21 protein-coding genes are annotated in these 19,390 nt (G+C 49.4%); 7 read left to right on the top strand and 14 right to left on the bottom strand.

Annotated elements, in window-relative coordinates:
• Entirely contained in the window at window positions 1–1,293 is a 1,293-nt protein-coding gene (gene serS, locus IEY24_RS31245; RefSeq protein WP_188939221.1) for a serine--tRNA ligase, read from the top strand.
• A gap of 33 nt (window positions 1,294–1,326) precedes the next feature.
• Here the strand turns inward: serS and IEY24_RS31240 are convergent, their stop codons facing one another.
• From IEY24_RS31240 to IEY24_RS31230, 3 genes are all read right to left on the bottom strand, one after another.
• Window positions 1,327–2,667: a MutS-related protein gene (locus IEY24_RS31240; protein WP_188939220.1), complete on the bottom strand. Its 1,341-nt coding sequence runs from the start codon at window positions 2,665–2,667 to the stop codon at window positions 1,327–1,329.
• A 63-nt stretch (window positions 2,668–2,730) separates the two neighbouring features.
• Window positions 2,731–3,972 carry a hypothetical protein gene (locus tag IEY24_RS31235; RefSeq protein ID WP_188939219.1) on the bottom strand — a complete coding sequence of 414 codons (1,242 nt, stop codon included), beginning with the start codon at window positions 3,970–3,972 and terminating at the stop codon, window positions 2,731–2,733.
• Entirely contained in the window at window positions 3,969–5,240 is a 1,272-nt protein-coding gene (locus IEY24_RS31230; protein ID WP_188939218.1) for a hypothetical protein, read from the bottom strand. The genes IEY24_RS31235 and IEY24_RS31230 overlap by 4 nt, the downstream gene beginning before the upstream one ends.
• A 186-nt stretch (window positions 5,241–5,426) precedes the next feature.
• On the opposite strand from IEY24_RS31230, the gene IEY24_RS31225 reads away from it, so the two are divergent.
• Together IEY24_RS31225 and IEY24_RS31220 are read left to right on the top strand one after the other, a co-directional pair.
• On the top strand, window positions 5,427–6,566 hold the full coding sequence (locus IEY24_RS31225; RefSeq protein WP_188939234.1) for an acyl-CoA dehydrogenase: 1,140 nt from the start codon (window positions 5,427–5,429) through the stop codon (window positions 6,564–6,566).
• Window positions 6,567–6,738: 172 nt separating this feature from the next.
• Entirely contained in the window at window positions 6,739–7,668 is a 930-nt protein-coding gene (locus IEY24_RS31220; RefSeq protein ID WP_188939217.1) for a helix-turn-helix domain-containing protein, read from the top strand.
• A gap of 66 nt (window positions 7,669–7,734) precedes the next feature.
• On the opposite strand, the gene IEY24_RS31215 is transcribed toward IEY24_RS31220, so the two are convergent.
• A complete protein-coding gene (locus IEY24_RS31215) occupies window positions 7,735–8,166 on the bottom strand; it encodes a nuclear transport factor 2 family protein (RefSeq protein WP_188939216.1) in 432 nt (143 codons plus the stop codon).
• 56 nt (window positions 8,167–8,222) lie between these two features.
• On the opposite strand from IEY24_RS31215, the gene IEY24_RS31210 reads away from it, so the two are divergent.
• Entirely contained in the window at window positions 8,223–8,612 is a 390-nt protein-coding gene (locus IEY24_RS31210) for a hypothetical protein (RefSeq protein WP_188939215.1), read from the top strand.
• Between the two features lie 18 nt (window positions 8,613–8,630).
• Here IEY24_RS31210 and nadD read toward each other — a convergent pair whose 3' ends face one another.
• The 7 genes from nadD to IEY24_RS31175 all read right to left on the bottom strand — a co-directional run bounded on the left by nadD (window position 8,631) and on the right by IEY24_RS31175 (window position 13,468).
• On the bottom strand, window positions 8,631–9,203 hold the full coding sequence (gene nadD / locus IEY24_RS31205; protein WP_188939214.1) for a nicotinate (nicotinamide) nucleotide adenylyltransferase: 573 nt from the start codon (window positions 9,201–9,203) through the stop codon (window positions 8,631–8,633).
• A gap of 12 nt (window positions 9,204–9,215) precedes the next feature.
• Window positions 9,216–9,785: a guanylate kinase gene (gmk, locus tag IEY24_RS31200; RefSeq protein WP_188939213.1), complete on the bottom strand. Its 570-nt coding sequence runs from the start codon at window positions 9,783–9,785 to the stop codon at window positions 9,216–9,218.
• A 9-nt stretch (window positions 9,786–9,794) separates the two neighbouring features.
• A complete protein-coding gene (locus IEY24_RS31195; RefSeq protein ID WP_229223373.1) occupies window positions 9,795–10,082 on the bottom strand; it encodes a phosphohydrolase in 288 nt (95 codons plus the stop codon).
• 82 nt (window positions 10,083–10,164) lie between these two features.
• Window positions 10,165–10,764 (bottom strand): sigma-70 family RNA polymerase sigma factor, encoded by a 600-nt coding sequence (locus IEY24_RS31190; protein ID WP_015813277.1) that lies wholly within the window; start codon window positions 10,762–10,764, stop codon window positions 10,165–10,167.
• Between the two features lie 218 nt (window positions 10,765–10,982).
• Entirely contained in the window at window positions 10,983–11,486 is a 504-nt protein-coding gene (locus tag IEY24_RS31185; protein ID WP_188939212.1) for a hypothetical protein, read from the bottom strand.
• The gene (mreC, locus tag IEY24_RS31180; protein WP_188939211.1) at window positions 11,483–12,325 is read right to left on the bottom strand and encodes a rod shape-determining protein MreC; all 843 of its coding nucleotides are present in this window, start codon (window positions 12,323–12,325) and stop codon (window positions 11,483–11,485) included. The genes IEY24_RS31185 and mreC overlap by 4 nt, the downstream gene beginning before the upstream one ends.
• Before the next feature lie 117 nt (window positions 12,326–12,442).
• Window positions 12,443–13,468, bottom strand: coding sequence for a rod shape-determining protein (locus tag IEY24_RS31175; RefSeq protein WP_015813280.1), 1,026 nt, complete (start codon window positions 13,466–13,468; stop codon window positions 12,443–12,445).
• A gap of 233 nt (window positions 13,469–13,701) precedes the next feature.
• On the opposite strand from IEY24_RS31175, the gene IEY24_RS31170 reads away from it, so the two are divergent.
• From IEY24_RS31170 to IEY24_RS31160, 3 genes are read left to right on the top strand one after another with little or no spacing between them, the layout of a single operon-like run.
• Window positions 13,702–15,204 carry a GH3 auxin-responsive promoter family protein gene (locus IEY24_RS31170; RefSeq protein ID WP_188939210.1) on the top strand — a complete coding sequence of 501 codons (1,503 nt, stop codon included), beginning with the start codon at window positions 13,702–13,704 and terminating at the stop codon, window positions 15,202–15,204.
• Window positions 15,205–15,229: 25 nt separating this feature from the next.
• Window positions 15,230–16,390 (top strand): 1-deoxy-D-xylulose-5-phosphate reductoisomerase, encoded by a 1,161-nt coding sequence (locus IEY24_RS31165; RefSeq protein ID WP_188939209.1) that lies wholly within the window; start codon window positions 15,230–15,232, stop codon window positions 16,388–16,390.
• Complete coding sequence (locus IEY24_RS31160; protein ID WP_188939208.1) at window positions 16,391–16,840, top strand: hypothetical protein; 450 nt, start codon at window positions 16,391–16,393, stop codon at window positions 16,838–16,840.
• A 31-nt stretch (window positions 16,841–16,871) separates the two neighbouring features.
• On the opposite strand, the gene IEY24_RS31155 is transcribed toward IEY24_RS31160, so the two are convergent.
• Genes IEY24_RS31155 through IEY24_RS31145 form a run of 3 tightly spaced genes read right to left on the bottom strand, consistent with a single transcriptional unit; the run spans window position 16,872 to window position 19,347 of the window.
• Window positions 16,872–17,636 carry a glycosyltransferase family 2 protein gene (locus IEY24_RS31155; RefSeq protein WP_188939207.1) on the bottom strand — a complete coding sequence of 255 codons (765 nt, stop codon included), beginning with the start codon at window positions 17,634–17,636 and terminating at the stop codon, window positions 16,872–16,874.
• Window positions 17,637–17,674: 38 nt separating this feature from the next.
• Entirely contained in the window at window positions 17,675–18,520 is an 846-nt protein-coding gene (locus tag IEY24_RS31150; protein WP_188939206.1) for a glycosyltransferase family 2 protein, read from the bottom strand.
• Between the two features lie 8 nt (window positions 18,521–18,528).
• Window positions 18,529–19,347 carry a phytanoyl-CoA dioxygenase family protein gene (locus IEY24_RS31145; protein ID WP_188939205.1) on the bottom strand — a complete coding sequence of 273 codons (819 nt, stop codon included), beginning with the start codon at window positions 19,345–19,347 and terminating at the stop codon, window positions 18,529–18,531.
• Window positions 19,348–19,390 lie beyond the last annotated feature (43 nt).

Here is a 19,390-nt window from a genome sequence, read left to right as displayed (position 1 = left end):
ATGTTACAAACGAATTTTATCCGCGAAAACCGTGAACTGACTATCGCGGGATTGACCAAAAAGCATTTCAAAGATGCGGAGCAAGCGGTAGACCGAATTATCGAGCTGGATGGGAAACGTCGGCAGATCCAGCAGGATCTGGACGATGTGCTGGCCGCGTCCAACAACAAAGCCAAGGAAATCGGCGCATTGATGAAGGCGGGCCAGAAAGCCGAGGCGGAAGCTGCCAAGGCCGATACTGCTGCATTGAAAGAGCGTTCCAAAGCATTGGAAGAAGAGCATAAGGCATTCGAAGAGACGTTGCTGCAAGAGCTGGTGAAGTTGCCAAATCTCCCGCACGAGAGCGTTCCCGAAGGCCGCACCGCCGACGACAATGTGACCGTCCTCGAAGCCGGCACCAAACCCCAATTGCACGAAGGCGCGTTGCCGCATTGGGACCTGATTAAAAAGCTGGGTGGTAGCCAGGCCCCGATCATCGATTTTGAACTCGGTAACAAGATCACCGGCGCGGGCTTCCCGGTCTACAAAGGCAAAGCAGCTCGTTTGCAGCGCGCTATGATCGCATTTTTCCTCAACGAGGCAGGCAATGCAGGGTATACCGAAGTGCAGCCTCCGATTGTAGTGAATGCGGATTCAGGTTTTGCGACAGGACAATTGCCCGATAAGGAAGGCCAGATGTACCACGACGCGCAGGATGATCTTTACCTCATTCCGACCGCCGAAGTGCCTGTTACCAACCTCTATCGCGACGTAATCGTTGCCGAAAGTGAATTGCCCGTGAAGAATGCCGCATTCACGCCGTGCTTTCGCAGGGAGGCGGGCAGCTGGGGCGCACACGTACGCGGGCTGAACCGTTTACACCAGTTCGACAAAGTTGAAATCGTGCAGATCAACAAGCCGGAGGATTCCTACAAGGCGCTCGATGAAATGGTAGCGCATGTAAAAAGCCTTTTGGAAAAACTGGAATTGCCTTACCGGATTCTGCGCCTGTGTGGCGGTGATATGGGTTTCACATCCGCATTGACTTACGATTTCGAAGTATGGTCGGCCGGGCAGCAGCGCTGGCTGGAATGCAGTTCTGTTTCAAACTTTGAGACTTATCAGGCCAACCGTTTGAAACTACGCTACAAAAACGCTGATAAGAAAACGCAGCTGCTCCACACGCTGAATGGCTCTGCATTGGCATTACCGCGTATCGTAGCTGCATTGCTGGAAAACAACCAACAACCCGACGGAACCGTGAAAGTACCGGCCGTATTGGTGCCATACTGCGGTTTCGATGTGATCGAATAATGCATTTGAATATTCATTAGCGAAAGGCTCTCATTACGATGAGGGCCTTTCTGCGTTTTGAAGCAACGCGGTCACACCGGTTTGGTCCATAATAAGCCTTCCTACTTTTTCGAATGCAGCGCCTGCTTCTATTTTAAATGTGTTCTGGAATTGATTGTCGGTAATGTGGGTACGGAAACAGTGGAAGCTGAGGCTTGGCCGGCCGGTGTAATGCGTGATCAGCTCGTGGAGGTGGGTGGAAACGAGGTAATACGAGCCGTCGAAATTGGCAAAACCATCGAGCACGGTTTTGGAACAATGCAAAGCATCCTCCTGATTGGTACCGCGAAATAATTCATCCACGATCACAAAGCAATTTTCTCCGTTGCTCAATGCCTCTGAAATTTGTTTGATACGCATCATTTCATTGTAAAAATGGCTGAACCCCTGGTCGAGGTCGTCTGACAGGTGGATGGAGGTGAAGAGCCGGTTGATAAATGGTAAATGCAGGGATTTTGCGGGCACTGGCCAGCCCAAATGCGCAAGGTATACCAAGATACCGCAGGTTTTGAGAAACGTCGTCTTACCGCTCGTATTGGCGCCGGTGAGAATGCAAACCGGACGATTGCCAGCCAATGCGAGATCGTTCGCGACCGGGTTTGTGATGAGCGGATGCCAGGCGCCTTCGATGCGGAAGTTTTGGGATTGTGTAGTAAAATCCGGAAATGACAATTGATAGCGTCTGGCTGTTTTGACGATCGCCAGGCAGGCATCGAGCTTGTAAAGTGTATCCAGCATTTGCCGGAATTTGTCCCTGCCGCTGATACGAAAATGGTAATCGAGGTAGAATATCGAGCTGTTTGACAATTCGCCCTCGCTCTTTTCCAAAAATACGGACAACACAGAGGAGAAGATAAACTTCCTGAGCTCAGTGAACTCTGCCGCCAATTCTTCTGGAATAGCGGTATTCGACAGGTTGTTTAATGTCGATTGAACCGCCCGGGCCAGCCGCAGCGTTGCCAGAACGCCACTTTGTACACGATAATATTCAGCTTTGTTGCGTCTCGAATACCACCAGGTATCAAACCAATGCTTGACAACGTCTTGTGACATCGAATGCGCCACACTTAATGCATAGTAGCTCTCCGCCGACGCCGCGTAGGCCTTTGCGATATTGACCTGCCATGCAGTTGGCCGGGCCGAAATGGTTTTTAGTAATTTCTGGAAGCCAATAATCCCGGCAAGCGTCCCCTTGGGCCTGGTAATGATGTGTTTGAGGTAATCGGCACCGCCCAGTGTTTCGGTATGGTTGTAGAATGCGAAAATGCTGGCTGTCCGGCTGTTTTCCGGCAGGAGTTGTAGTTCGTGTAGGGTATGCCGGTCGACGGGCAGCATTCGGGCTGTTTTGAGTATGCCCAAATGTAAATACCGATGCCGATAGCGGTCCGTTAAATAAAGTTAAACTTCGTGCTTTTTGGGAAATGCAAGCCAGATGAAATAGCCGGTTAGCAGCACAATGGCCGTCTGCATCGAGTAGTCGATCAGCAGGTCGGTCGACGCGGCGGTGTCCGAAGGCGTCATGTAGCAAGGCATCCCGAGCCGCCACCAGTACGACGGATGCACGACGCAAAGCAGATTGAATACGAAAAGTATCGTAACCTGTGTTTTGTTCTTCCAGTCAATCACATAGAATACCAGCGGGAGCAGGAAAAGGAAGATATAGTTGCTGTAAGCGCTCTGTTGTACGATCATCATCGTAGCGTAAAGTACGATCCAGACTTTCGAGAGCATTACCCGGAAATCGGCATTTCGGAGGCGCCAGGCAGCCAGGCACGACAGACCTACCGACGCCACGAGGCCTATCCAGTTCCAGAACTTTTCCCCGACACCGATCGAGTTGTAAAACCATGGATTCAGTACCGACTGGAGATTCGGAGCGCGCAATGTTTTGGCCTCATCCAAGGGCTGCATGAATTCCAGTCCGACGAGCGGGTACAATATGCCCAGCGATACGACGCCGATAATCGCAATAGGGATGACAAAGCGGATTTTCTGTTTTTCCAATAAAAACAATGGCACCATGATCAGCAGGAAAATGGCTTTCGTCATCAACAAACCGATGGCGAGAACGATCGCGTACCACTCCACGCGCAATGTGCGCTCACGCAACAGATATGCGAGGATCACGAACAACCACATCCACACATCCTCCTGCGCGCCTATGATGCATAGCACGAGCGAGCCGGGCAATAGCAGGTAAATGAGCGCCCGGAAGAGGAATGTACCCCGTGTTTGGAATGGCCTGAAAAAGTGATAGGAAGCGAGCAATGCAATGCCGTCCATGGCAGCCATTGTAAGCACAATCATTTTCGGGCTGTACCAGAGTTTTAGCCAAATGCCGAGGAAGTAGGCGTAAAGCGGCGAGTAGGGCGACCAGAAATCGCGGTACACGACTTGCCCCAGCGACGCTTTGCTGCCCTCGTCCCAGAAGCCGTTCACGTCCGAGGTCGGCTCCATATTGGCAACCAGATACACAGCAATAAATGGTACTAACCGCAAGATTACCCAGGCGACGGCCAGCACCGCATTCGCGGATTTCTTTTCGAGCCAGTCGGTTAATGATTCTCTTTTGAAGAGCAATGCGGCGGTAACCAACAATGCGGCAATGCTGATGATGGTTTTGGCAAGGACTATATTCATGCCGTTGCCAGGTTTTGAGCGGGAACAACCTTACGGTATGTTTCACGAAGAACCCACAGGAAACAGAGCACATTCAAGATTTGCAGCACGTACTCGAAAAGGTAGGAAGCATTGGCAAACATGCCCAATGATGTGTACGCGGGTTGTTTGATATACACCCACACAAACGGCTGCACCACCGTGAGCCAGTTCAATGCGAGCAGTACTACCACGTGAGCGGTCTTACGGATATCAATGATTTCGAACAAAACGGCCATCAGGTAGGCGATCACGTATGCACCCATGGCACTGGCCTGGAAGAGCATCATGCACACGAAGCAGGCGATAAAAATGCCCGGTAGTACCTCGCTGATATGCCGGTGCCTTGCTTTGAATGCCATGTAAACAGGAATGAAAACGGTAAACAGCAACCCGAACCAGTTGATCAGCGTCGATTTCTTTTCATCTACATGGAAAACCAGCTCCACAAACGGCCGCAGAACCGAGAATAGGTTCGGCGTCATCAGCTGCTCGGTATGCCGGATCGGCATCAGGAACAGGTCTCCGATCTGCCAGTAAAGGAAACCCACGGCAGGTAAGCCGATCGCCGCCATAACCAGCAACATTTTGACAGGCTTTTTGACCATTACAAGCAACGCAGGTAGCAAAAAGATGAAGGTTACCTTGATCGTGAGCAAGGTCATTGCATACAACACGCCAATGCCCACCTCGTAGTTACTCCGGTTTTTAATGGTATACCGCCAGATGAGCAGCGCCGCACCCCAAAACCACACTTCTTCCTGCCCATCCACGAGTATGTACATGAATGCGGCGGGAAGCATATAGTAAATTGTCGCCAATTGAAGCGCTTTCGGGCTTTTGCTTTTGTAAGTATCGTAAGTGAGCCAGAGAATAGCGGCTTCCATCAGCACCATAAACAGGACGATCGCACGTGCATTGTGCCAGATCCACACCGGGATGCTGATAATGTAGGCGTAAAGCGGCGCGTGGTACGACCAGAAATCGCGGTACACGAAACCGCCGGCCTTCGCCCCTTCGGCTTTGTAAAAAAAGAAAGGAATATCACCCCGGGGCTCTTCGTTGATAATGAGGAATATGCCGATCCAGGGAATGAGCCGGAAGAGCACAAAGCCTAATGTAAAAATCAGTTTATCGTTTTCCTGCTGCCATTTTGAGAAGAGATCCGAACGGCTGATGGTCCAGATAATTCCGATAGTCAATGCAAGGTTGATGAGCAGCTTAATGTAAAAAACGGTAAGAACGGGCATGTGTAATCTGTCGTGATCCGGCCGCAAACTTAAGACAAGTTTTCTTCAAAACGACCAGCAAAACCCAAAGTTTTAATCGGTTAGGAGATTGTATGCTTGCATACTTTTTTAGTAAATCCTATTTTTGAAAATCTTCATCCTCAAAAACCAATGTCTGCTATGTCAGCTTCCCAACTACTTGCCGGAATGGATTTCAATCTTAGCGAAGAGCACCTGGCCGTGCAGGCGGCCGTGCGTGATTTTGCACAAACTGAGCTGCTTCCGGGCGTAATAGAACGCGATAATGCCCAACATTTCGACCCTGCATTGCTTCGCAAAATGAGCGAATTGGGCCTTTTGGGCATCATGGTGGCGCCCGAGTACGGCGGTGGGGGTATGGACACGCTTGCGTATGCGATAGCCGTGGAGGAAATATCGAAGGTAGATGCATCGGCAGGCGTTATTGTGTCGGTGAACAATTCGCTGGTATGCTGGGGGCTGGAAGAGTATGGTACAGACCAGCAAAAGCAGCAATACCTGACGCCCCTGGCATCGGGCGAGGTGATCGGCGCATTCTGCCTGTCGGAGCCGGAAGCAGGTTCCGACGCCACTTCCCAGCATACGACCGCAATACCGAACGGCGACCATTATTTATTGAACGGTACGAAAAACTGGATCACCAACGGCAATACCTCGTCGGTATGCATCGTAATCGCTCAGACACACCCCGAACTGAAACACAAGGGCATTAATGCATTCATTGTCGATAAAGGCTGGACCGGCTTTTCAGTTGGGAAAAAGGAGGATAAAATGGGTATAAGGGCCTCTGATACACACACTTTGATGTTTTCGGATGTGAAGGTGCCTGCGGAGAACCGGATCGGGGCGGATGGCTTCGGTTTCAGGTTTGCGATGAACGTGCTTAATGGCGGTCGCATTGGCATTGCGGCGCAGGCATTGGGAATAGCCGCCGGTGCATTTGAACTTTCCTTGAAATATTCCAAGGAGCGGAAGACGTTCGGCAAACCCATTGCGGAGCATCAGGCGATCCAGTTCAAATTGTCGGAAATGGCGGTGAAAATTGAGGCCGCTCGGTTACTTGTTTATAAGGCAGCCCGAATGAAAGATGAGGGAAAGGACTATATCCAGGCCGCGGCTATGGCAAAATTGTATGCATCCGAAGTTGCAATGTGGGTGACAACAGAAGCGGTCCAGGTGCACGGGGGCTACGGTTATGTGAAAGAATACCACGTCGAGCGCCACATGCGGGATGCCAAAATCACACAGATTTATGAAGGTACCTCCGAAATCCAAAAATTGGTGATCGCCCGGGAGCTTCTTAAATAATTAGTAATTCCCCCAAAAGTCGATTTTATTCTGAATCTTGGATTAAAATAATATCAAAATATCACTTTTTTTCAAATTTTTGTGAAACTATACTTGTATTAGTTTTGTACAATTTATTAGATTTGTACAAAATTTGAATAATCGGTCAAAACGGCCCTTAAATATATCAAGTATGGAAGACTATAATAAGATTATTGAGTCGTTGGGAGTGAAATTTGTGAAGGCCCGTCATATCAGGATTTTACAGCCCATCACAATTAAAAACTTCTATGACGTACAGAACTCCCTGACCATTCTGTACGATGGTGAAGTTTCTTTCGGTTCAGAAGAGTCGCAGAGGGTTGAGGAAGGGGATATGCTCTTTATTCCGGGAGGCAAGCACGCTACCGTAACTTACGGAAACGGTGCCTCAGCCAAGACCGTGTCGAACGAGGAGTTCATGACCAACCGCGACAATTATATCGAAGCAGGCCATGATCCGGCGTTGATCGGAAAGTTGCCCAACTCGTTCGGTCTGATATCTTTCGAAGCGAAAGTGTTTGATACCGTGAACTTCTTCACATCTCTGGACGTGCCTCCGTTCCTGATCAAACGCGACGATCAGATTGCGGCGACGATCAACCAGATTCTGACGGAAGATATGCTCGATACACCAGGAAAAGGCCGTATCATCAAGATCAAAACCGAAGAGGTGGTGATCGAGATCATCCGCTACATCCTGAAAAACAAATTGTTCGTCGAGCAGCTGGTTACCAACAGTACTTATTTCAAAGATCCTCGTCTGATCGACATTTTCGCTTACATTAAAGACAACTTGGGCGGCGACTTGTCGAACAAGGTGCTGGCGAACGTAGCGAACGTTTCAGAGGATTATGTAGGTCAATATTTCAAAATGCTGACCGGTATTAACCCGCAAGACTATATCGAATACCAGCGCATGGAAAAGGCTGTGGATCTGCTCCGCACGTCGAAGAAAAGCATCCGCGCGATCGGTTCCGATGTGGGTTACAAAGACACCGCTTATTTCTGCCGCCGCTTCAAGATGATGTTCGGTATCCCGGCCGGAAAAATGCGCCGTCGCGAATCGCTGATGAATGTTTAGAATGTAATGTTAGACTATAATTGAAAAAGAGAACTGGTTCCGGTTCTCTTTTTTTATGCGCCGATGTTACTGCGCGGGTGTGAATTGGGCCGTCGTAACCTTCCATTTGCCACCCGAGCGCACGCATATAGTTGTATACGCAACGTTGCCATTGAAGCCATTGTTCTGAATCCTTGCGCTTACATTCCAGAATCCCTGCACAACCGCCACGTCCCCGTAGACGCGCGTGCGCGTGCCTGTGAGCATGCCGGAGTCGATAACAATGTAACCTTGCCCGACTGCCTGCTGCAACGCGCGTCCGTCAATATTTTGGCCATTGAAACTGGTGACTGTAAAATCATTTGAAATGAGGTTGCCTACGGTCGTCGCGTCTTCGTCGAGCAACGCCTTGAAAAACAAATTGGAGCAATCTGTGCCGTCGGTGGGCAGGGGCGTATTGTCCTGAGCAACGGCAGGCAGGACGGCGAGCACCAGGAGTATGGTCAGGAGTTGTTTCATATTCTCGTGTTGTGTGGCTAGATTCGCCTCTGTTTTTGAATGAACGAATGAGTACAATGAAAGTATCTATAAAAATCCTTCTTACCGCGCTGATCGGCATTATTGCTGCCTGTTCGAACGCTCCCGATAAATTGGGCAATCTAGACCTTAAAAAGTGGCGTGGCGACCGTGGAGGCTGCAACGATGTCCGTAAAGGCCTGGAAGGCGATTTTAAGGGCGCCGAAAAAGAATTGAAAGGGAAGTTTGCCGATACGATCGGGGAGCTATTGGGCAGGCCGGATATCCATCAGCTCGGCGAGCGCAATACCAAGTTCTACGTCTATTACCTCGAAAAAGGCCCGCAATGCGAGAACATGCAAGCCAAGTCGAATGCGCGGAAGGTGCTCCTGAAATTCAATGCAGTGGGCTTGCTCTCGGAGATTACTTACCAGGACAGGCCGCTTTGATCAGAGCCGGGTTGGTTATCACAAATAAAACTTCTTGATTTTAATAAGTTGCTCCACCGGCTCCGGCACCATATACCGGATCGATTGGCCCTTTTTAATACACGCGCGCAGGAATGTGGCGGAAATATCCAACAGTGGGGCCTCCACGAATTTTACATTCGGATGGTTACCGAATACGTGTGCTTTGGAGTTGGGCCGTGGGTAAACGTACAGCCCTGTATATTCAAGAATCTTCTCGTAGTTCTTCCAGTTCGGGAATTGCGCCAGGTTATCTTCTCCCATGATCAGCTTGAACTGATGCTGCGGAAATTTCTCCTGCAAGCGCACGAGCGTATCGATCGTGTAGCTCGGCTTGGGCATGTGGAACTCTATGTCGTTGGCCCTGAGCGACGTATTATCCGAAATAGCACGCTGCACCAGGTCGAAACGGTCGAATTCGTGCAGGAGGCTGTTGTTTTTCTTGAATGGATTTTGCGGGCTCACGATAAACCAGACCTGTTCGAGGTCGGTGGTGGTGGCCATGGTGTTGGCAATGATCAGATGACCGACGTGAATAGGATTGAACGATCCGAAAAACAGGCCGATCTTCATGGGCAATAAATTTTAGGATTGAACGAATGCCTGAACGAGTTCTTCCGCTTTGGCAAGCGCTTCGTCCAGTTCGTCGTTGACAAGTACCACGTCGAACTCGTGCTCGAAACTCTGTTCGTAACGCACCTTTGCCAGGCGGGTGGCAAGCGTTTCGGGCGTTTCGGTACCGCGGCGCGACAGGCGGCGTTTGATTTCTTCGTCGGAGGTAACCTTTACGAATACAGCGAGTGCAGCGTCGCCATATGCTTCTTTCAGTTTCAAACCTCCTTTCACGTCCACATCGAAGAGGACATGTTTGCCTTCATCCCAAAGGCGTTGTATTTCAGTTTTGAGCGTGCCGTAGTAATTACCGGCGTAAACTTCCTCCCATTCCGCAAACTGCTGATCCGCGATTTTCTGACGAAAATCCTGTAAGGTCAGGAAGTAGTAATCCTTGCCGTCCACCTCGTGCTCGCGACGTGTGCGCGTGCAGGCCGAGACTGAAAATGCCAGTTGCTGTGTGTATTTATTTAAAAGATGCCTTACAATGGTGGTCTTTCCGGATCCGGAAGGGGCAGAAAATATGATAAGCTTACCTTTCACTCGAACAGATTAACTGTTAATTTTTGAAATAATCGTATTGAGAATGCTCTCCGGGCAAGGCTTCTTGACAATCTTGTTGTTGAGGGAATCCTTGATGCACTTTTCCAGTCGGTATGATTCGATACAAGGGATGCATTTGTCCATGTTTTCGCGGAAGTGGTCCTTCTCTGCTTCGCTCGCCTCGTCATCCAGGATCGCCTGAATGATTTTCATACACTCAGCATGATGCTCGCAGGTATGCTTCATTTGTTTTTGCGCAACTTCTGTTACAGAAGGCGTCGTGGAAGATGCATTCATTAGTTAAAATGAAAAAAGAATAATGGAATATATGTACAGTTGTACCCTATAACCGAAGAGGTTGCAAAAAAAGTTTCACAACCTATGAATCATATCCCATTGAGCTCGCGTAGCTTCTGAGTTTTTCTTTCAGGAGGTTCCGCGCGCGGTGCAATCTGGATCTCACCGTTCCGATGGGAATGTCCAGGATTTTGGCCATCTCCTCGTAGGTGAAACCTTCGATATCGCAGAGAATGATGACCGTTCTGAAGTCGACAGGCAGGGCGTTGAGTGCGTTTGCAACTTCATCGCCGATCAGTTCCTGTACAGCGTCAGCACGGAGATCTACGGTATAAGTGGTATCGGATGCTTCCTCGGAATTATAGGTCGTTTCAACTTCCTGATAATCAACTTTGGAAGGTTCTTTACTTTTTTTACGGTAGTCGTTGATGAAGCTGTTTTTGAGGATCCTGAAAAGCCAGGCTTTTGCGTTGGTACCCTGCTCGAAAGAAGATATAAAACGGAACGCCTTCAGATATGTGTCTTGAACCAGGTCGTTTGCATCGTCTTCGTCCATAGTGAGGCGGAAGGCGAAGTTGTACATGGAGTCAATGTGTGGCATGAACTCGCGGTTAAATACTTCATAACGAAGATCATCCGTGTATTCATTAGTCGTGAGCGTTTCTGACATGGCAACTAACATAGGAATGCTGAATTTACAAAGATTAATAACAGCTCCAATTCGTACAAATTAAAATTTGATAAATGGCTGATTGGAGCCCCTTAACTGCCCTAATTTCACGATAAAATTAAAAAGAGATGGGTTTAACCTGTTTCCCCAGCGGTGTCGCCTCCTACCGTTAATTCAATGTCAATACATCAAATTCCGAGCCAAAAAGGCGGCTCCGCCAAAATGTCATGCTAGCGTTTGGAGAAGAGTTCCAGCAAGATGATGAGAATAGTCGTAAATAATGTGCTGGCACCGATGCGGATCAGCGTGTAAAGGATCATTCCAAAGTTGTTCATCTCCATCAGGAACAGCATCGAATGGTGGATTAAAATCAGCGGGAAAATGTACGAGACAAATGCCCCGAGCCCCTGCGCACGTATGCCCACCTCCGCGCGCTCGGCCCCGCGCGACTTCATCTGGTAATGGATCAGGAAAGGCCTGAGGTAGGCGATCAGCACCGTGGCAGCCGCATGCATGCCGAATGTATTCGAGAAAACATCCACCACAAAGCCTATTGCGAAGGCTACCAGCAACGTATACATCCGGTCCATGTCTGCGGGCAGCAGTAGAATGGCCGCAATGTAAATGAAACAGAACGCGTAGTTGAACAGCACGATATTCCGCATAAAGAAGATCTGCAAAAACAGGTAAAGCAGGATCATCAGGGAATATTGTATCGCCTCGCGTAAGCTCATTTTTTCAGTTCTATTGTTCTTGATTTAAGGTTTTCCTGTTCTACAAGTTGGTGATTTTGTACCACATACACGTATGACAGGTTCCGGAAGTCGGTTGCGAGCCGCAGGGTAATATTATAAAAAGTCTGGTTGGGGTTTACCGCTACGTGTTCCACTTTTCCGACCATGATGTTGGGCGGGAAGACCGAGTTCTGGTCGGAGGTAACCGCCGAATCGCCCTTATAGACTTTCGTATATTTCGACACGTCGATCATATCGATCAGGTTAGGATCTTTCCCGTCCCATTTGGCATACCCGATTTCCTTGCTGCGCACGAGTTTGGACGATACCATGAAGTTCGAATGCAGGATCGACGTGATTACCGAATAATGCTCCGAACAGAACCGCACCTTACCGACCACACCCGTCGCCGAAATGACGCCCATACCCGGCTTGATACCATGTGCGGTACCCTTGTCGATCGTGATGACATTGTTCGCCTTGTTGGTTTCATTGTCTACGACCTTGGCAACAGTGTAGGTAAACCTTGCCGCGAATGCCGAATCGGGCACGTAGCCTGCGGGCAACTGACCTGAATTCGTTTGGCTCAGCTTTGCTACCAGCGCGTGCAAATGCGCATTCTCGCTCGCGAGGTCGGCATTAATCTCGTCGAGCTTGGTATAATCGCGTACCGAGTTCGAAAACGCGAGCGTTTTGGCCACGTAGTAATTCGAAGTATTGAAATAGGTAGCTCCCCAGTAGGTGTTGTTGCGCACGATCAGCCATACACTGAGCACTTCCAGCAACACAAAAACCAAAAAGAAACGATTCCGGACAACGAAATCAACGAGTTGGAGCATGGGTTAAAATGTTCACGCGCAGTTCATCGGCCGGCGCACAATGCGCAAAAATAGAAATTTTTTCGGACGCTGAGCGCCGCGTGCTGCGCGGGTTGACGAACTGTGAGCGCTCCGATCCTACGAAATCAGTACAGGCTTGTATAGTTCGAGGTTTTTGAGGACTTCCCCGGTGCCTTTTACAACGGCCTTCAACGGATCGTCGGCGATGTGAACGGGCAGCTTGGTTTTCTGGGCGATACGTCTGTCGAGGCCGTGGATCAACGCCCCGCCGCCTGTGAGGTAAATACCGTTTTTGAAAATATCCGCAGAAAGCTCGGGAGGAGAGATTTCGAGGGCTTTCATCACACCCTCTTCAATTTTGGAGATCGATTTATCGAGAGAATACGCAATTTCGCTGTAAGTGACGCGGATTTCCTTTGGAATACCTGTCATAAGGTCACGGCCGCGGATCTGGTAATCGTCCAATGGTACTTCGAGCTCCGGCGATGCCGAACCGATCGCCATTTTGATCAGTTCCGCAGAACGCTCACCGATCAGCAGGTTATGTTCACGGCGCATGTAATCGACGATATCACGCGTGAAAACGTCGCCCGCAATGCGTACCGACTGCTCGCACACGATACCCGACAATGCGATTACCGCGATTTCGGTAGTACCGCCACCGATATCGACGATCATCACCCCGTTGGGCTGTGTAATATCGATACCGATACCGATTGCAGCAGCAATGGGTTCGTGCACCATATATACTTCCTTCGCGCCTGCATGCTCGCAGGAATCTTTTACTGCACGTTTTTCAACCTCGGTGATTCCCGAAGGAATACAAACTACCATGCGGTGGGAAGGAGTGAAGAAACGGCTACCGGTGTCGATCATTTTGATCATCCCCCGTATCATCATTTCAGCGGCCGTAAAGTCGGCAATCACCCCGTCTTTCAAGGGACGGATGGTTTTTATATTCTCGTTGGTTTTTTCATGCATTTGCATTGCTGTGTGCCCGATCGCCAGCACTTTGCCCGTGGTTTTATCCATGGCAATGATCGACGGCTCATCAACAACAACTGTATCTTTATGGATGATCAAAGTATTTGCAGTACCCAAATCGATCGCTATATCGCTCGTCAAAAAATCAAACAATCCCATATATATTTTTAAAAACTTTTGCCCACTTTGATTTCAGGATGGCAAAATTACAGATTATTAACCACAAACAAAGGCATTTAAAAAATTTCGGTATGCGGTATCCGAAGGGTGTAAAACTAGTTGCCAAGGCATTCCCAAACGGCCTCCCCGGGGGGTTCTAATGGCTCCCCAACGGCTTTCCGGGAAGCGCTAAATCATGGAATTTGTAAATCCTGCGTACATTTGTTTTCACTATGGGAATCAGATCAATTTTGAGCAGGCCACTGGCCCGTTACATTATCAGGCAGCAACAGGAATGGATCGCGCGAAGTGTTGAGGTTCAGGAAAAGTGGAGAGCGGAACTCGTAAAGAAAGCGGTCGGAACGCAGTTTGGCAAAGACCATTTCTTCAAAGACATTCATAGCTACGCCGACTTCAAGCAGGCCGTTCCGGTGAACGATTATGAAGACCTGAAACCTTATGTCGAGAAAATAAAATCAGGGGAAAGTGATATTTTATGGCCGGGTAAGCCGCTGTATTTTGCAAAGACTTCCGGAACGACCTCGGGCACCAAATACATCCCAATTTCGAAGGACTCGATCTCCAACCACATCGATTCGGCGCGTAATGCCATTTTGACGTATGTTAATGAGACGCAAAAGGCTGATTTTCTGGACAATAAACTGATTTTCTTATCAGGCAGCCCGATACTGACAGACACCGGCGGGGTACTGACAGGCCGCCTGTCAGGGATCTCCAACCACCACGTACCGTCGTACCTGCGCTCGAACCAGCTCCCGAGCTACGAAACCAACTGCATTGAGGATTGGGAAACCAAGCTTGACAAGATCATCGACGAAACGCTCGGCCAGCGGATGTCGCTCATTTCAGGTATTCCGCCTTGGGTGCAAATGTATTTCGACCGCATTATCGAGCGCACCGGTAAGAAGATCAAGGACGTTTTTCCCGATTTCTCCCTTTTTATATATGGTGGTGTAAATTTCGAGCCTTACCGTGCCAAATTGTTCGAATCCATTGGCAAACGCATCGACTCAATTGAACTCTATCCTGCTTCGGAAGGGTTTCTGGCCTACCAGGATAAGCAAAATGAAGAGGGATTACTTCTTTTGCTCGATACCGGTATTTTCTTCGAATTCATTCCGGTTGAAAACTACTTTGATGAAAACCCGCGCCGGTTATCGATCGGTGAGGTGGAAGTTGGCAAGAATTATGCAGTGATTGTTAATAATAATGCGGGGTTGTGGGGCTATTCACTCGGCGATACCGTCAAGTTTGTCTCGACTGATCCTTATAAAGTATTGGTAACCGGGCGAATCAAGCATTTTATCTCGGCATTCGGTGAGCACGTAATTGGTGAAGAAATTGAGAAGGCCTTGAAATACGCATTGGAAAGGCATCCCGAAACCGAAGTAGTGGAACTAACTGTCGCGCCGATGGTAAATTCCAAGGATGGTGGCCTTCCTTATCACGAATGGCTGGTAGAATTTGCCACCCGGCCGCACGATATGGAACAATTTGCGAACGACCTCGACCGCCGGTTGATAGAACTCAACATTTACTATAAGGACCTGATTACCGGCAGTATCCTCCGCCGACTGGAACTTGTACCATTGCGTAAGAACTCCTTCATCGATTACATGAGGGCCAATGGCAAGCTCGGTGGCCAGAACAAGGTTCCGCGCCTTTCCAACGACCGCAAAATCGCCGACGAACTGACGCGGCTGAACCATAATTGACCCGAACCTAAACCGCGAGCAAGCAATGAAAAAAAGAGTAGCTATTTTAGGTTCGACCGGCTCTATCGGCACCCAGGCCCTCGAAGTGATCGCGGCCAACCCGGAAATATTCTCGGTTTCAGTTCTTACAGCCGGAAGCAATGCGGACCTGCTCATCGAGCAAGCCGTAAAATTCAAGCCGGAAGAGGTCGTCATTTGTAACGAACAGCATTATGAAAGGGTAAAAGCCGCCCTTTATCCATTCAGTATCAAAGTTTACAGCAGCGCATCCGCATTGGTTTCGGTAGTCGAATCGGATCATGTGGATGTGGTGCTTACCGCGATGGTCGGGTATGCAGGCCTTCTGCCGACCATTCATGCGATCAAAGCCGGGAAAGACATCGCATTAGCTAACAAGGAAACGCTCGTAGTGGCCGGGGAGCTGATCACGGCTTTGGCAAAACGGCATAATGTCAGCATATACCCCGTCGATTCGGAGCATTCGGCAATTTTCCAATGCCTTGCGGGAGAAGCGGAGAATGCGATCGAGAAAATCATACTAACCGCATCAGGCGGCCCGTTTCGTGGCAAGGACCGGGAATTTCTTGCGCATGTAACGAAAGCACAGGCGCTCAAACACCCGAATTGGAGCATGGGGGCGAAGATCACGATCGACTCCGCGACGTTGATGAACAAAGGCCTCGAAGTGATCGAAGCCAAATGGCTATTTGATTTGAATGCTTCACAAATAGATGTGATCGTTCATCCGCAGAGCATCGTGCATTCGCTGGTGCAGTTCGAAGACGGGAGTATCAAAGCGCAAATGGGCCTGCCGGACATGAAATTGCCCATTCAGTATGCGTTGTATTACCCGCAGCGTTTGAAATCGGACTTTCCGCGTTTCAATTTCATGGATTACCCGTCACTTACTTTCGAAAAGCCCGACCTGGAAACTTTCCGTAATCTGGCCATCGCCTATGAAGCGCTGGAAAAGGGCGGAAATGCGGCTTGTATCGTCAATGCAGCCAATGAAATTGCCGTTGACGCATTCCTGCACGATAAGATTGGTTTTCTGGATATTTCGGACGTTATTGTCGAAAGCCTTGCCAAAACCGCGTTCATCGGGAATCCTTCCATCGAGGATTACGTTCAGACGAACGAGGCGACAAGGCGTTTTGCTTCTGAAATGATACAGGTAAAAGTGTAAATGAAAACCACCTTTCTAAAATACTTGTCCGTTGCGCTTGCCAGTACATTGAAATTCTTCGGAGGGCCGATTGCGGGGGTTGTGCTTAAACTTACCTGGATAGAAACCGCGCTTTGCTCGGCGGTAGGGATGATGTTCTCGGTGTTCGTGCTCACATACGTGGGCGGGGCAATCCGGAACCTGATTCAGAAATACCGGAAGTCTCCACCCAAAAAATTCACGAAAACCAACCGCATCGCCGTCAACATCTGGCGTAAATTCGGGATCGTAGGCATTGCATTTCTTACGCCGCCATTGTTCACGCCGCTGTTCGGACCTATTCTGGCAGTCGCCTTCCGCGTGCCGAAGGCTTCGATATTTATGTGGATGTCCGCGAGTGCGCTCGTGTGGGGGCTCGCGATCTCCTACATTGCCCACAAAATGACGTTTATCCAGGAATGGATCAAGTAGGCCGCCGGCCAGGTGCGACCGGCCAGGTGCATTACCTGCTGACTTCCTTCTTCGGCGCGACGGTTTTCTTCATGAAGTCGCCTTGTGAGAAGTACTTTTCGATGAGGCAGTACATCAATATAAAGAAGTACCGACTTCCCATTTCCTTGATTTTCAACTTCGATTCGCCGTATTTCCGGTTGGTCCAGCTATTGGGCACCACGGCGTAGTTGTAGCCGCGTACCATGGCTTTTAATGGAAGTTCAATAGTTAGATTGAAGTGAGGTGCGAGAAATGGCTTGATACCTTCGATCGTTTCACGCTTGTAGAGCTTGAATGCATTGGTGGTATCGTTGTATTTAATGCCCATAACCATGCGTACGATGGCGTTCGCCACGCGGTTGATGACCTTTTTCAATGCAGGGTAATCGATCACCTTCCCGCCTTTTTCCCAGCGCGAGCCGAAAACGCAGTCGTAGTCGCCTTCCAGCATTTTGTAATAAAACTTCACGAGGTCTTCGGGATCATCAGACATATCGGCCATGAAAACGGCCACGCAATCCCCCTTGAAGCGCTCCAAACCATAACGTACGGCATAACCAAAGCCGTTCGGGCCAGGATTGGTGTAATAAACCAGCGTAGGGATTTGAAGCGAAAGCTCGTCCAGCACGCGCAATGTCCCGTCCTTCGAATTGTCGTTGGTGACGCAGATTTCGTGGGGGATATTGTACTTATTTAATGTATTGTGTAAAGATACGAGCGTGTGTGTGATCGATTCTTCTTCGTTATATGCTGGTATTACAACGCTTAGCTTCATAAATGTGATAGGTGTTAAACAGTACAAATTAAAGATTATTAATTCGAACTGCCAATTTTTTCAAGGCCGGCAAGGAGCTCGTCGTAGCGATGTACGGTCCTGGTAACGGTCGCATCATAGCGTCCATCGAGCCATTTGCCCACATTACGGAACATCTCCTTTCTGTTTTGTAAAAATCTGAAATTCGTGTGAGCGTGTACATTGCTCAGCCCCGCGCTATGCTTGCGGTAAACACCCATCACATCGCTGAGATAACCGATTTTGCCTTTGGCCGCCAGCTGGAACATGATCGCCCAGTCGCCCGCGGCCGCTTTGGCGTGCCATTCGGCGAAATCTTCGGTGAGGAAATGGTTACGGTAAACCCAACTTGCGGTGGCCATAAACCATTTGTCTTCGAGCAAATCTTCTATCGTGGAAACCGCTTTCTGATCGGGTGCATTGAAGAAATGGGAGGGAGACCCATCTTCGTAAATGACTTCCATATTGTGATGGCAAACCGCGAAATCGGGGTTTTGGTCCAGAAAATCGACCTGTTTTTGCAGTTTGAATGGATCGGTCCAGTAGTCGTCGCCTTCGCACATGGCTACATACTCGCCCTTGCAGGCTTTCAGAAGTTGCAGCACATTGTTTCTCCCGGCGAATTCGCGCGGCTCTTTCGGGCCCTGGTTTTCAGAATGCAAAAAAGCCCGGATCGTTCCCCGCGTGGATACGCCAGGCTTCTTTGCGGAATATTCACGAATAATGTCCGGCGTCGCATCCGTTGACGCATCATCCCCGATTACTATTTCAAAGTTGAAGCTGGTCTGCTGCATTAACGCGCCATCCAGCATCTGACCGATGTATTGCTCGTGGTTGTACGTCGGGACGCAAACGGAAAGTTTCATTCGGAATTTCAGCTAAAAACCTCTTTCAGCTGCTCTACCGTCGGGAAATTCGGTGTGACGAGCTCTGTTTCGGGTTTGTAAATGTATGCCATCGGGTAGCCGCGCTCGATGAAGGTTGGTTCGTCGAGGTTGTTGTAACGCAGCTGCACCGACCAGCGGATGTTGTTCGTAATGTTGTTGCCCGACTGGTGGATCAGAAACGCCGAGAAGATGAGGATGTCACCGACTTTGAATTCCGTCTGAACAAAATCTTCATCCTTTAATTCAACAGTAATGCCTCCCTGATAGCCCGAAGTAGTCGAAGCCTGCAAGCCGATCTTGTGACTGCCCGGGATTACCTGCAATGCGCCGATATCCGCTCCCGCATCGACCATCGGGAACCAGATTACCGCGCTGTCGAGCGAGCCCTGGCCCGTGCGCCAGTCCTGGTGCGCGTCGAGTTTCCAGTGCTTGCTGCCGCCTTTCGACAAAAAGCGGCTGTTGAACTGCATAGCAGCGCGTGCGCCGATGATCGGGGCCGAAAGGCCTACTTCTTTTAAAAGATTTTCGATCACCGGATCCACACCGAGGCGGTGAAGCGGGAATGAATGCTGAACGGTTTTCCCGGTGCTTACAAATCCATCGAAATCCTTTTCGAAGAACTCGAACATCGCGTTTTCGAAGGTATCGCGGTCGTCGATATCGACGGTTTTGCCCGTTACGCGCTTGATCTGCGTCGCAAAAATCTTGCGGGCGTCGGTATATATAGCATTAATGATGTCCTTGTCGAGCTGGTTTCTCAAAAGGACATAACCATCGCGGTTGAACTGCTCCTGAAGTGTACTCATTGTGCGATCACGTTTGTGACATTTAATGGTGATTTCTCCAAAA

The organism is Dyadobacter endophyticus (genome assembly GCF_014641595.1).
Classification (GTDB): Bacteria; Bacteroidota; Bacteroidia; order Cytophagales; family Spirosomataceae; genus Dyadobacter; species Dyadobacter endophyticus.
The sequence above is the reverse complement of the archived record's forward strand: the minus strand, read 5'-3'. Positions and strand labels throughout refer to the sequence as shown.

Coding starts and splice junctions, on each gene's coding strand:
- IEY24_RS31165 (WP_188939209.1), top strand. CDS start 15,230: ATGAAAAAAAGAGTAGCTATTTTAGGTTCGACCGGCTCTATCGGCACC.
- IEY24_RS31155 (WP_188939207.1), bottom strand. CDS start 17,636: ATGAAGCTAAGCGTTGTAATACCAGCATATAACGAAGAAGAATCGATC.
- serS (WP_188939221.1), top strand. CDS start 1: ATGTTACAAACGAATTTTATCCGCGAAAACCGTGAACTGACTATCGCG.
- IEY24_RS31220 (WP_188939217.1), top strand. CDS start 6,739: ATGGAAGACTATAATAAGATTATTGAGTCGTTGGGAGTGAAATTTGTG.
- IEY24_RS31150 (WP_188939206.1), bottom strand. CDS start 18,520: ATGAAACTTTCCGTTTGCGTCCCGACGTACAACCACGAGCAATACATC.
- IEY24_RS31230 (WP_188939218.1), bottom strand. CDS start 5,240: ATGCCCGTTCTTACCGTTTTTTACATTAAGCTGCTCATCAACCTTGCA.
- IEY24_RS31235 (WP_188939219.1), bottom strand. CDS start 3,972: ATGAATATAGTCCTTGCCAAAACCATCATCAGCATTGCCGCATTGTTG.
- IEY24_RS31195 (WP_229223373.1), bottom strand. CDS start 10,082: ATGAATGCATCTTCCACGACGCCTTCTGTAACAGAAGTTGCGCAAAAA.
- mreC (WP_188939211.1), bottom strand. CDS start 12,325: ATGCTCCAACTCGTTGATTTCGTTGTCCGGAATCGTTTCTTTTTGGTT.
- IEY24_RS31145 (WP_188939205.1), bottom strand. CDS start 19,347: ATGAGTACACTTCAGGAGCAGTTCAACCGCGATGGTTATGTCCTTTTG.
- IEY24_RS31240 (WP_188939220.1), bottom strand. CDS start 2,667: ATGCTGCCCGTCGACCGGCATACCCTACACGAACTACAACTCCTGCCG.
- IEY24_RS31185 (WP_188939212.1), bottom strand. CDS start 11,486: ATGAGCTTACGCGAGGCGATACAATATTCCCTGATGATCCTGCTTTAC.
- nadD (WP_188939214.1), bottom strand. CDS start 9,203: ATGAAGATCGGCCTGTTTTTCGGATCGTTCAATCCTATTCACGTCGGT.
- IEY24_RS31175 (WP_015813280.1), bottom strand. CDS start 13,468: ATGGGATTGTTTGATTTTTTGACGAGCGATATAGCGATCGATTTGGGT.
- IEY24_RS31170 (WP_188939210.1), top strand. CDS start 13,702: ATGGGAATCAGATCAATTTTGAGCAGGCCACTGGCCCGTTACATTATC.
- IEY24_RS31160 (WP_188939208.1), top strand. CDS start 16,391: ATGAAAACCACCTTTCTAAAATACTTGTCCGTTGCGCTTGCCAGTACA.
- IEY24_RS31210 (WP_188939215.1), top strand. CDS start 8,223: ATGAAAGTATCTATAAAAATCCTTCTTACCGCGCTGATCGGCATTATT.
- IEY24_RS31225 (WP_188939234.1), top strand. CDS start 5,427: ATGGATTTCAATCTTAGCGAAGAGCACCTGGCCGTGCAGGCGGCCGTG.
- IEY24_RS31215 (WP_188939216.1), bottom strand. CDS start 8,166: ATGAAACAACTCCTGACCATACTCCTGGTGCTCGCCGTCCTGCCTGCC.
- IEY24_RS31190 (WP_015813277.1), bottom strand. CDS start 10,764: ATGTTAGTTGCCATGTCAGAAACGCTCACGACTAATGAATACACGGAT.